This window comes from Microbacterium sp. Bi128, from assembly GCF_918698205.1.
On sequence record NZ_CAKKMM010000017.1, the window covers coordinates 15,547 to 27,615 of the forward strand.

Below are 12,069 nucleotides of genomic sequence, written 5' to 3' on the forward strand. Positions count from 1 at the left end.
GCACGCGGCGGGCGGCGCGGGAGCCGAGCGCGCGCCGCTACTGTGAGGGACCATGAGTGACGCCGGAGGACCCAAGCGCGTCGGCGTCCGCGAGGTCGCCGCCCGCGCCGGGGTCTCCACACAGACCGTGTCGCGCGTCCTCAACGACTACCCCGGTATCCGGGATGCCACGCGCGAGCGCGTCCTCGCCGCGGTCGCCGCGCTCGACTACCGCGTGAACAACGCCGCCCGCGCGCTCGGCACCAGCCGCACACGGACCGTGGGGGTTGTGGCATCCGATGCGTCGCTGCACGGGCCGTCCGCCGGCATCGCCGCGCTCGAGCGCGCGGCGCGCGCCCGCGGCCGCTGGATCACGACGGCCTACAGCGCGTCCGACGACCCGTCCGATGTCGACGCGGCCGTGCGCCACCTGCTCGCGCAGGGTGTCGACGGCATCGTGCTCGTCGCTTCCCACGCGCAGACGCCCCTGAGTGGATACGACGTGCCGATCGTGCCGCTGTACGGCGAGTCGGGGGATCAGCAGCGGGCCGCGGTCGCCCTCGTCGTCGGGCACCTCGCCGATCTCGGTCACCGGCGCATCGCCGAGGTGGCCGGCCCCGCGGACTGGCGGGAGGCCCGCGCCCGCTCGGCGGGGGTGGCATCCGCTGCCCGGGAGCGCGGAGTCGAGGTCGCGTGGCGCGGGGCGGGGGACTGGAGCGCGGGTTCGGGCGAGGCGCGCGCCGACGCGGTCGCCCGGGCCGTGCGCGAGGGTGTCAGCGCCGTCGCCGTCGCCAACGACCAGATGGCCCTCGGGCTTGTCTCGGGGCTGCTCGCCCGGGGATTGTCGGTGCCGGGCGACGTCTCGGTCGCGGGTTTCGACGACAACCCGGATGCCGCCTTCTACACGCCCGCGCTCACGACGGTGCGCCTCGACGTCGAGGGCGAGGCCGAAGAGGCCGTCGCCTCGGTCCTGGGGGAGGCGCCGGTGCGCCCCGCGGACCCGGTGCTGGTCGTGCGCGCGTCGACCGCGCCTCCGCGCGGGCGCTGACGTCGGGGTGCGCCGCCCCGCCGCAGCGCACGGCGCCGGGGCCGTGGCATCCGTCTCCCCGCCGCACGGGGCGCCGATGCCACGGCCGACGGGCCGGTCCCGGATGCCGGGTGGCGGCGGTCCGCCGAGCACAAGTCCTGCACTTCGGGGATCCGGCCCGGTGAGCCTCGCGGAATGACGCCACACGGCCGGCCCGCACCGCCGAAATTGCAGGAGTTGGGCGGCCGTCTGGCCGTGAGTCGGTGTCGGCTGGGGGGTCGCGGTCGCGCGATGTTACCGGTAACATTACGGCGGAGGGTTGACCGGACCCCCACCCGACTGAGTCGAAGGAGACCCGAGTGTCCGACGCCGCACCGACGTTCACCCCCGAGGTGCAGGAGGCCATCGACGCCGTCCGCGCCGACGTCGCGAAACTGCACGCCGAGCTCGTGCGCTACAACCTCATCGTCTGGACCGGCGGCAACGTCTCGGGGCGCGTCCCCGGCTCCGACCTGTTCGTCATCAAGCCCTCGGGCGTCTCGTACGACGACTTGGCGCCCGAGAACATGATCCTGTGCGACCTCGACGGCACCGCCATCCCCGGCACGCCCGGCAGCGAGCGCAGCCCCTCGAGCGACACCGCCGCGCACGCGTACGTCTACCGGAACATGCCCGAGGTCGGCGGCGTGGTGCACACCCACTCGACGTACGGCGTCGCGTGGGCGGCCCGCGGCGAGGAGATCCCCTGCGTCATCACGGCGATGGCCGACGAGTTCGGCGGCCCCATCCCCGTCGGCCCCTTCGCGATCATCGGCGACGACTCGATCGGCCGCGGCATCGTCGAGACCCTGCGCGGCCACCGCTCGCGCGGCGTCATCATGCAGAACCACGGTCCCTTCACGATCGGGACGAACGCCAAGGATGCCGTGAAGGCCGCCGTCATGCTCGAAGACGTCGCCCGCACCGTGCACATCGCGCGCGAGGCGGGGCCGCTCATCCCGATCCCGCAGGACAAGATCGACGCCCTCTACAACCGCTACCAGAACGTCTACGGACAGAGCACGGACGACCGCCGATGAACGCGCACATCACCGAAGGCCGGGCCTCGCTCGGCATCGAGCTCGGATCCACCCGCATCAAGGCCTGCCTCATCGGCCCCGACGCCGAGGTGCTCGCCGTCGGCTCCCACGAGTGGGAGAACGTCTACGCCGACAAGCTGTGGACGTACTCGCTGGATGCCGTGTGGACGGGGCTCCAGGCCGCCTACGCCGACCTCCTCGCCGACGTGCAGCAGCGCTTCGGCGTCACCCCCGAGCGGTACGCCGCGATGGGCGTGTCCGCGATGATGCACGGCTACCTCGCCTTCGACGCCGAGGGAGAGCTGCTGGCTCCCTTCCGCACGTGGCGCAACACGAACACCGGGGTCGCCGCGGCCGAGCTCACCGAGCTGCTGGGCGTGAACATCCCGCTGCGCTGGTCGATCGCGCACCTGCACCAGGCCGTCGTCGACGCCGAGCCGCACGTCCCCGAGATCCGCTTCCTCACGACCCTCGCTGGGTACGTGCACTGGAAGCTCACGGGCGAGAAGGTGCTCGGCGTGGGCGATGCCTCGGGCATGTTCCCGATCGACTCGGCGACCCGTGACTACGACGCCGAGCTCGTTGCGCGCTACGACGCCCTCGCCGCCGGTCGTGTGCCCGCGCTCGCCGACCTGCTGCCCCGCGTGCTCGTCGCCGGCGCCGACGCCGGCAGCCTCACGCCCGAGGGCGCCGCGCTCCTCGACCCGAGCGGCGCGCTGCAGCCCGGCATCCGATTCGCCCCGCCCGAGGGCGACGCCGGAACCGGCATGGTCGCGACCTGCGCCGTGGCTCCCCGCACGGGCAACGTCAGCGCCGGGACGAGCATCTTCGCGATGGTCGTGCTCGAGCGGCCCCTGGCCCAGGTGCACCACGAGCTCGACCTCGTCACGACTCCGTCGGGCGACGCCGTCGCGATGGTGCACTGCAACAACGGCGCGAGCGAGCTCGCGGCGTGGGCGAACATGTTCACGGCGTTCTCCGCCGCGGCGGGCACGCCCATCAGCCCGGATGCCACGTACGCGGCGCTCTTCACGGCGGCTCTGTCGGGCGAAGCCGACGCCGGCGGGCTGCTGGCCTACAACCACCTCGCCGGTGAGCCCATCGCGGGTCTCGACGAGGGTCGCCCGCTCGTCGTGCGCACGCCGGACAGCCGCCTGACCCTGCCGAACTTCATGCGCGCGCAGCTGTATGGCGTCTTCGGCACGCTGGCGCTCGGCATGAGCGTGCTGCACGGCGAAGGCGTCGCCCTCGACAAGATGTACGCCCACGGCGGCATGTTCCGGACCGCCGGGGTCGCCCAGCGGTTCCTCGCTGCCGCGCTCGACGCCCCGGTCGCCGTCGCCGAGACGGCGTCGGAGGGCGGGGCCTGGGGCATGGCCGTGCTGGCGGCCTACGCCGCCGACGACTCCGGCCGCGACCTCGACGCGTACCTGCGCGAGACGGTCTTCGCCGACGCGCCGATCGTCACCGTCGCCCCCGACCCGGCGGACGTCGCCGGCTTCTCGTCCTACCTCGACCGCTACCGCGCCGGACTCGCCGTCGAGGCGGCCGCCGTGGCATCCCTCTGAACACCCGAAGGAACAGACATGACCCGCTCTCCCCTGAAGAACGACCTCGACGGCTACGAGGTCTGGTTCGTCACCGGTAGCCAGAACCTCTACGGCGAAGAGACCCTGCAGCAGGTCGCCGAGCAGTCGCAGGGCGTCGTCGCCGGGCTCGACGGCCTGCCCGTGAAGGTCGTCTGGAAGCCCGTGCTGAAGGACTCCGACAGCATCCGCCGCATGGCCCTCGAGGTCAACGGCCGCGACGACGTCATCGGCGTCATCGCGTGGATGCACACCTTCAGCCCCGCCAAGATGTGGATCGCCGGGCTCGACGCCCTGCAGAAGCCGCTGCTGCACCTGCACACGCAGGCGAACGTCGAACTGCCGTGGAACGACATCGACTTCGACTTCATGAACCTCAACCAGGCCGCGCACGGCGACCGCGAGTTCGGGTACATCCAGACGCGCCTCGGTGTGGCCCGCAAGACCGTCGTCGGTCACGTATCCAACCCCGCCGTGCGCCAGCAGATCGAGGACTGGGAGCGCGCCGCCGCCGGCTGGACCGCCGCCCGCACGCTGAAGCTGGCCCGCTTCGGCGACAACATGCGCTTCGTCGCCGTCACCGAGGGCGACAAGACCGAGGCCGAGCTGCGCTTCGGCGTGCAGGTCAACACGTGGGGCGTCAACGAGCTCGTCGAAGCCGTCGAGAAGGCCACGGATGCCGAGATCGACGCGCTCGTGCAGGAGTACGTCGACAGCTACGACGTCGTGGACGAGCTGCTCCCGGGCGGCGCGCGTCACCAGTCGCTGCGCGACGGCGCGGCCATCGAGCTGGGCCTCCGCTCGTTCCTCGAGGAGGGCGGCTTCGGCGCCTTCACCACGTCGTTCGAAGACCTCGGTGCGCTGAAGCAGCTGCCGGGCCTCGCGGTGCAGCGCCTCATGGCGGAGGGCTACGGCTTCGGCGCCGAGGGCGACTGGAAGACGGCGATCCTCGTCCGTGTCGCGAACGTCATGGGCGCGGGCCTCCCCGGCGGCGCGTCGCTCATGGAGGACTACACCTACGACCTCGTGCCCGGCAACGAGCGCATCCTCGGTGCGCACATGCTCGAGGTGTCGCCCTCGCTCACGTCGGCCAAGCCGCGCCTGGAGATCCACGAGCTCGGCATCGGCGGCAAGGAGGACCCGGTGCGCCTGGTCTTCACCGCCGACCCCGGCGCCGCGCTCGTCGTCGCGCTGAGCGACATGCGCGACCGCTTCCGCCTCACGGCGAACGTCGTCGAGAACGTCGAGGCTCCCGACCTGCCGAAGCTCCCCGTCGGCCGTGCGGTGTGGAAGCCCGCGCCCGACTTCGCGACCTCGGCCGCATGCTGGCTCGCCGCCGGCGCCGCCCACCACACCGTGATGACCACGGCCGTCGGCATCGAGGTGTTCCGCGACTTCGCCGAGATGGCCAAGACCGAGCTCGTCGTCATCGACGAGGACACCACGGTCCGCGGCTTCCAGAGCGAGCTGCGCTGGAACCAGGCGTACTACCGCCTGGCCCAGGGCATCTGATCCCCGCCGCCCCGGGTTGCCTCACGGCCCCGGGGTGGTGTGGCACGTACGCGTCTCGTTCGGGGCGCGTTCCGTGCACCGGGGCGGCCATCGTGCGCCCCGGTGCACGAACCGTGCCCCGGCCCCGCGTCGGTGGTGGGACGCCCGCGGGTCCGGGGCATTCCTGCGTTCGGGGAGGGCGTCGCGACGCGGCGTGGGGGCCGTGGCATCCCGATTCGGGGCGCGGTTTTGCGTTTGGGGCGCGGAATTTCACGCCCCAAACGGAAGAACGCGCCCCACACCGTGCTGCGGCGCCGCTACAGCCGCTGGCCCAGCGACCACAGGCGGTCGGCGCGGCCGGAGATCGCCTCCGACAGCGTGAACGCCTGGGCGTCGGTGAGGGATGCCACGTAGTCGACGATCCCGCGGGAGCGCGCGAGCGTCTCGGCCTCGGCGTCCGAAGGACGACGTTCGGCCGGAAGGAGCGCGTACTGCTCGCGGGCGAGCGCGATCAGCTCGCGCAGGCGGCGCGGGGTACGGGCGCGGTCGAGATCGTCCTCGAGCCACTCGCCGAGGGCGCGCACCGACCGCGCGAGGATGCGGCTCATGCCGCGCTGCTGGATCGCCAGGTCGGGGCGGCTGAGCACGAAGCGCTTGTGCACGAACTTCAGCACCTCGACGTGGTGCCAGGCCGACGGTGACAGGGCCACGGGTCCCGAGCGGGGCGTGTCGAGGGGCCGCAGCCGCACGGACTCCTGGAAGCGCCGGATCCACCGGTCGGTGAACGCGGCCAGACGTCGTTCGGCCGACAGCGACCCGTCGAACGGGCGGGCGAGCAGGTCGGTGACCAGTTCGGCATCCACGTCGCTCACCGCGTCCAGGAACGCCTCGTCGTCGGCGACCCACGGGTCGTCGCGGCGCATCTTCCGGCGCAGGCGTTCGAGGGCGGCGCCCGGGACGAGCTCGGCGCGCACCTCGGCGTCGTCGCGGGAGCGCCACTCGATCACGTCGTCGAGCCAGCCGCGGAACTCGGCGGCGATGGGGGCGTGGTCGAGGATCCCGGCGCGGTAGAAGTCGTCGACGTCGTGCACCGAGTACGCGATGTCGTCGGCGAGGTCCATCACGGCGCCCTCGATGCTCTGCCGCAGCGGCTCCACGTCGAGCCCCGCGCGGGCCTGCTCGAGGTCGGCGAGGTCGAGGTCGTAGGCGGAGTACTTGTGCACGCGGTACGCGCCGTCCGGCGACCGACGGATGCCGCGGGGCGGCCCGGTCCGCTCGATCTCGGCCGCCGACACCGCCGGCGACCACGGGTACTTCGCCGAGGCGGCGCGGACCGCGGCGGTGAGGTTGAGCCCGCGCGGGGCGTTCTCGACGACGTCGAGCGCGGTGAGGATGCGGTAGGTCTGGGCGTTGCCCTCGAACCCGTCGGTCAGGCCGAGCTCGGTGCGGGCCAGGCGGTCGAGGGTCGTTTCGCCGAGGTGGCCGAAGGGCGGGTGGCCGAGGTCGTGGGCGTACGCCGCGGCCTCGACGACGGTCGGGTCGCACACGTCGGCCCCGGCGCGCGTGTTCAACTGCAACGCGACGACGCGCGCGATCGCACTCACCTTCAGCGAGTGCGTGAGGCGGTTGTGGACGGGGGCGCCGGAGATCGACGGCGACACCACTTGCGTCACCGCGGACAGACGCGAGAAGTACGGCGAGAACTGAATGCGCTCCAGGTCGATCGACCACGGATCGGCGCCGACGGTCTCGCGTTCGTCGTACGCGCGCGAGGCGGCCGTGGGCGCGGCGGAGAGCGTCATCCGTCCACGCTACCGGCCGCAGTCTCGCGGGGAGGGAGCCGTGAGAGCGATGCGGCGCCTCAGCCTCGGACGACCTCGATGCCGACCACGCGCGCGTCCTCGGGCCGCAGCTCGTACGTCGGGCCCGTGATGTGCAGCGGCGCAGCCGCGTCGGTGTCGGCGCACGACGGCCCGACGCGCAGCTCGACCTCACCCGGCTCCACGACCCGGCGCAGCGCCCGGTCGCTGTAGGCCAGGCGGGAGGCCGGCACCGTGAACCGCACGTCGGCGCTCTCGCCGGGCTCGAGCTCGACGCGGGCATAGGCCACGAGCTGCGCGACCGGACGGGTCACGCTCGCCACCGCGCGGTGGGCGTACAGCTGCACCACGTCGGCACCGCGGCGTTCGCCGGTGTTGGTCACCCGCACGCGCGCCGAGAAGGCATCGCCGGCGCGCACCTCGCCGTCCACGGCGAGACCCTCGCGACGGAACGTCGTGTACGACAGCCCGAAGCCGAAGGGACGCACGGGGGTCGGGTCGGTGCTCGTCACTCCCGAGGGGCCGCCGAGGAGCGGGTGCAGGTACGAGTACGGCTGCGCGCCGGCGGCGCGGGGGAGCGAGACCGGCAGGCGACCCGAGGGGGTGGCATCCCCCGCCAGCAGCGCGGCGAGGGCAGGACCGCCCTCCTCGCCCGGGAAGAAGGCCTGCACGATGGCGGCGGGGCCCGAAGCCTCGTCCAGGGCCCACCCGATCGCGTACGGGCGTCCGGTGAGCAGCACCATGATCACGGGGGTCCCCGTGGCCACGACCTCCTCCACCAGGCGACGCTGCAGTCCGGGGAGCTCGAGCGAATCGGCGTCGTTTCCCTCGCCCACGGTCCCGCGGCCGAACAGGCCCGCGCGGTCGCCGACGACGACGATCGCGACGTCGGCCGCCTGAGCGACCTCGACGGCGGCGGCGATACCGGAGCCGTCGTCGCCCTCGACCGCGCACCCTTCGGAGAAGGTGACGTCGCCGAAGCGCTCGGAGAGCGCCTCGCGCACCGTCGGGATCTCGAATCCCATCGGCGTGCCGGGGTGGTGGGCGAGCACGTGGTTGGCGAACGAGTAGCAGCCCATCAGCGCCTCGGCGCTGTCGGCGTTGGGTCCGAGCACCGCGATCCGGCCGGGCGCAGCCAGCGGGAGCACGCCGTCGTTGCGCAGCAGGACCGCGCTCTCGATCGCGAGGCGGTACGCCAGCGCGCGGTGCTCGGCATCGTCGAGGTCGACCGCGGTGGGAGCGTTGTCGAAGTCGGCATCCAGGAGTCCCAGGTCCTCCTTCTCGGCGAGCACGCGGGCGACCGCGCGGTCGACGACGGCCTCGAGCAGATCCCCGGATGCCACCCGCTCGGCGAGGTGCGGGTACGCGTCGGGCCCGGGGAGCTCGACGTCGATCCCGGCTTCGAGTGCGAGCTGGGCGGCTTCGCCGAGCGAGCCGGCGACCCCATGCATGGAACGGAGGAATTCCACGGCGAAGTAGTCCGAGACCACCGTGCCGTCGAAGCCCCACCGTCGGCGGAGGAGATCGGTGAGCAGCTCGGGGGTGGAGGCCACGGGTACCCCGTCGATCTCGGCGTAGGAGTTCATCACCGAACGCACCCCGCCGTCGCGCACCGCCATCTCGAACGGCGGCAGGAAGACGTCCTGCAGCTCGCGCGGACCGGCGTGCACGGGAGCGTGGTTGCGACCCGCCTGCGAGGCCGAGTAGCCCACGAAGTGCTTCAGGGTGGCGTGCACCCCGGCGGCCTGCAGGCCGCGCACGTACGCGGTCCCGATCGTGCCCACGACGTACGGGTCCTCGGCGATGCACTCGTCGACGCGTCCCCAGCGCGGGTCGCGGATCACGTCGAGCACCGGCGCGAGGCCCTGGTGCACGCCGACGTCGCGCATCGATCGACCGATCGCGGATGCCATGAGCTCGACGGCCTCGGGATCGAACGACGCGCCCCACGCGAGCGGGGTGGGGAAGGTCGCGGCCTTCCACGCGGCGAAGCCCGTCAGGCACTCCTCGTGCACGAGGGCGGGGATGCCCAGACGCGTCTCGGTCTTCAGGCGGCGCTGCTCGCCCCACAGCCAGGCGGCGCGCTCGACCGGGTCGACCGGCCGGGTGCCGTAGACGCGCGTGAGGTGGCCGAGGCCGTGCGTCGTGGCATCCACGTAGTCGGTGGAGGTGACCTTCTCGCCCGAGAGGGGGGCGACGACCTCATCGCCCTGGTCGACCCAGTAGCCCACGAGCTGCGCGAGCTTCTCGTCGAGGGTCATCTCGGCCACGAGCGCCTGGACGCGGTCCGAGATTCCCGGGGTGAGGGCCGAACCGACATCGGTGTTCTGGATGGTCATGCGGAATCAGCCCTTCACAGCGCCGGTGAGGCCACCGACGATCCGACGCTCGAAGACGCTGAAGAACAGCAGAGCGGGGATCATCGACAGCGAGGTGAATGCGAGCACGCGGGCGGTGTCGACCGAGTACTGCGACGCGAACGCCTGCGTGCCCAGCGGCAGCGTGTAGGAGGCTTCGTTGTTGAGGATGAACAGCGGGAGCATGTAGGAGTTCCAGCTGTTGACGAAGGCCAGGATGCCGACGGTGACGACGGCGGGAACGGCCAGCGGCAGCACCATGCGCCAGAAGAACCCGAGGCGTCCGAGTCCGTCGATCGACGCGGCCTCCTGCAGCTCCTTGGGGATCGCCGCGAGGAACGGCGACAGGATGATGATCGTCAGCGGCAGCGCGAAGGCGATCTGCGGGATGATGACGCCCGCGAGGGAGTTCGTCAGTCCGATGTTGCGCACCAGGATGTACAGCGGCGTGATCGCGACGGTCATGGGGAACATGAGTCCGGCGGTGAACAGCGCGTACAGGGCTCCACGTCCGCGGAAGCGGTAGCGCGAGAGGGCGTACGCCGCCATCAGCCCCAGGGCCACGACGAAGACGGTCGTGGCGATCGCGGCGATCGCGGAGTTCCCGACCTGTCCCCAGAACACTCCGCTGACGAGCACGTCGCCGTAGTTCTGCCAGTTCCACTGGGTGGGAAAGCCGGAGGGGTCGACGGTGATCTCGGCGTTCGAGCGGAAGCCGCCGAGGATGATGTACACCACGGGGGCGAGCATCAGGCCGATCAGGAGCAGCGCGACGAAGCCCACGATCACCGAGCTCGAGCGGTTGCGGCCCGCGGGGGCGCGGCGGACGGAACGCGGCGCCTTCGGCGCGACGAGGGTGGCGGTGGCGGTCACTTGGTGTCTCCCGTGAGGGCGCCGGCCGTGTCACGACGGAGCACGAAGCGCTGGTAGATGAGGGCGACGGCGAGCGAGATGAGGAACATCACCACGGCCACGGCGCTGCCGTAGCCGAAGCTGCCGGCGTTGCGGCCGTTGGCGACCATGTAGGTGGCCATGGTCGAGGTCCCTGCCGTCGAGGCGACGTACTGGCCCCAGATGATCCAGACGAGGTCGAACAGCTGCAGCGACCCGATGATCGACAGGAACGCCCAGATGCGGATCGTGGGTCCCATCAGCGGCAGAACGATGTGGCGCTGGATCTGCCAGAACGAGGCGCCGTCGATGGCGGCGGCCTCCGACAGCTCTTCGGGGATCCCCTGGAGACCGGCGAGGAAGAGGATGACGGCGAAGCCGATGTACTTCCACGTGATGATGATCAGCAGGGTCCAGATCGCCAGCGCGGGGTCGGAGATCCAGTCGGCCTGGAGGGAAGACAGGCCGATCTTCTCTAGCGCCCCGTTGAGCGCTCCGCCGGACTGCAGCATCAGGCCCCAGCCGAGGCCGACGACGACCTCGGAGATGACGTAGGGCACGAAGATCAGCACGCGGATGAGCGACTGCGCCCGCATCTTGCGGTTCAGCAGCAGCGCGAGCCCGAGGGCGAGCGGTCCCTGCAGCACGAGCGAGCCGACCACGATGAACACGTTGTGGCCGAGCGCCTCATGGAAGGCGGGGTCGGTGAGGATCGTGAGGTAGTTGCGGAATCCGACGAAGTCGGTGGGGGCGCCGAACCCCGACCAGCTGTAGAAGCCGTAGAAGGCGGCCAGGGCCACCGGCAGGATCACGAACGAGACGAACACCACCAGGGCGGGGCCCAGGAGGATCGCGAGTTCGCCGCGGATACGCCAGTTCTCGCGACGCCGACGCGGGGACACCGGCCCGGCCGAGGGGGTGCGGAGTGCACCCTCCTCGGCCAGGCGGCGACCGGCGACGTCGTCCGAAGCGGTGGCGACGGGATGACGCACGGTGGTCATGGCCGGCCTCCTCAGGAGCGCGACGCGGCCGCGTTGACGGCGTCGACGATGCCCTGCGGGCTGCCCTTGCCGGCGAACAGGTCGACCACGGCGACGTTCAGCGCGTTGCCGACGTTCTGGCCGTAGAGGGTGTCGAGCCAGACCGACACGTAGGGGGCGTCGGTGTAGGCGGCGAGGGCCGACTGCAGAGCCGGCGTGGTGACCGCGCTCGTGGCCTCGCTGGAGGCGGGGATCGTCTGGAAGGCGTCGGCGTACCGCTCCTGGTTCTCCTGAGTCACCATGAAGTTCAGGAAGTCGGTGCACTGCGCGGGCGCGTTGACCCAGCAGGCGTATCCGTCGACACCACCCATGATGGCACCGGGCTCCCCGTTACCACCGGGGACCTCGGGGAACGGGAACCAACCGAGGTCGGCGAGCGGCTGCTCGTCGGGGGTCAGCGAAGCGATGACGCCCGGGTTCCAGGCGCCCATGAGCTCCATGGCGGCCTGGTGGTTGGCGAGCAGACCCGCCGACGAACCCGCGCCCTGCTGGGCGGCCGTGGTGAGGAAGCCCTCGTTGAACGGCTGCGTCTTGAGGAACGACTGCAGGTTCTCGCCCGCCTCGAGCCAGCACGGGTCGTCGAAGCTGCGGCTCTCGGCGGCATCGGTGAGCACGTTCTCGGCGCACGCGCGGAGGGCGAAGTTGTAGTACCAGTGCGCGGCGGGCCACGCATCCTTGGCGCCCACGGCGATCGGGGCGACCCCGGTGGCGCGGATCTTGGCGTCGGCGGCCTCCAGGTCGGAGATCGTGGCCGGTGCCTCGGTGACGCCCGCGGCGGTGAGGAGGTCCTGCGAGGTGA

The 12,069-nt window shown here is 71.8% G+C and carries 9 protein-coding genes; 4 read left to right on the top strand and 5 right to left on the bottom strand.

Going from position 1 to position 12,069, the window contains the following annotated elements:
- Positions 1–52: 52 nt before the first annotated feature.
- From LQV45_RS02915 to araA, 4 genes are all read left to right on the top strand, one after another.
- The gene (locus LQV45_RS02915) at positions 53–1,027 is read left to right on the top strand and encodes a LacI family DNA-binding transcriptional regulator (protein WP_230005660.1); all 975 of its coding nucleotides are present in this window, start codon (positions 53–55) and stop codon (positions 1,025–1,027) included.
- A gap of 338 nt (positions 1,028–1,365) precedes the next feature.
- Positions 1,366–2,085 (top strand): L-ribulose-5-phosphate 4-epimerase, encoded by a 720-nt coding sequence (locus LQV45_RS02920; protein ID WP_230005661.1) that lies wholly within the window; start codon positions 1,366–1,368, stop codon positions 2,083–2,085.
- A complete protein-coding gene (locus LQV45_RS02925) occupies positions 2,082–3,653 on the top strand; it encodes a xylulokinase (protein ID WP_230005662.1) in 1,572 nt (523 codons plus the stop codon). The genes LQV45_RS02920 and LQV45_RS02925 overlap by 4 nt, the downstream gene beginning before the upstream one ends.
- An 18-nt stretch (positions 3,654–3,671) precedes the next feature.
- Complete coding sequence (gene araA / locus LQV45_RS02930; protein WP_230005663.1) at positions 3,672–5,183, top strand: L-arabinose isomerase; 1,512 nt, start codon at positions 3,672–3,674, stop codon at positions 5,181–5,183.
- 296 nt (positions 5,184–5,479) lie between these two features.
- Here araA and LQV45_RS02935 read toward each other — a convergent pair whose 3' ends face one another.
- From LQV45_RS02935 to LQV45_RS02955, 5 genes are all read right to left on the bottom strand, one after another.
- Positions 5,480–6,964: a deoxyguanosinetriphosphate triphosphohydrolase family protein gene (locus LQV45_RS02935; protein WP_230005664.1), complete on the bottom strand. Its 1,485-nt coding sequence runs from the start codon at positions 6,962–6,964 to the stop codon at positions 5,480–5,482.
- A 59-nt stretch (positions 6,965–7,023) separates the two neighbouring features.
- The gene (locus LQV45_RS02940; protein ID WP_230005665.1) at positions 7,024–9,321 is read right to left on the bottom strand and encodes a glycoside hydrolase family 3 N-terminal domain-containing protein; all 2,298 of its coding nucleotides are present in this window, start codon (positions 9,319–9,321) and stop codon (positions 7,024–7,026) included.
- Between the two features lie 6 nt (positions 9,322–9,327).
- On the bottom strand, positions 9,328–10,212 hold the full coding sequence (locus tag LQV45_RS02945; RefSeq protein ID WP_230005666.1) for a carbohydrate ABC transporter permease: 885 nt from the start codon (positions 10,210–10,212) through the stop codon (positions 9,328–9,330).
- A complete protein-coding gene (locus tag LQV45_RS02950; protein WP_230005667.1) occupies positions 10,209–11,231 on the bottom strand; it encodes a carbohydrate ABC transporter permease in 1,023 nt (340 codons plus the stop codon). Before LQV45_RS02950 ends, LQV45_RS02945 begins: the two co-directional genes overlap by 4 nt.
- Before the next feature lie 11 nt (positions 11,232–11,242).
- A partial coding sequence (locus LQV45_RS02955; RefSeq protein WP_230005668.1) for an extracellular solute-binding protein occupies positions 11,243–12,069 on the bottom strand: 827 nt, incomplete at its 5' end.

Coding starts and splice junctions, on each gene's coding strand:
- LQV45_RS02940 (WP_230005665.1), bottom strand. CDS start 9,321: ATGACCATCCAGAACACCGATGTCGGTTCGGCCCTCACCCCGGGAATC.
- araA (WP_230005663.1), top strand. CDS start 3,672: ATGACCCGCTCTCCCCTGAAGAACGACCTCGACGGCTACGAGGTCTGG.
- LQV45_RS02925 (WP_230005662.1), top strand. CDS start 2,082: ATGAACGCGCACATCACCGAAGGCCGGGCCTCGCTCGGCATCGAGCTC.
- LQV45_RS02950 (WP_230005667.1), bottom strand. CDS start 11,231: ATGACCACCGTGCGTCATCCCGTCGCCACCGCTTCGGACGACGTCGCC.
- LQV45_RS02915 (WP_230005660.1), top strand. CDS start 53: ATGAGTGACGCCGGAGGACCCAAGCGCGTCGGCGTCCGCGAGGTCGCC.
- LQV45_RS02935 (WP_230005664.1), bottom strand. CDS start 6,964: ATGACGCTCTCCGCCGCGCCCACGGCCGCCTCGCGCGCGTACGACGAA.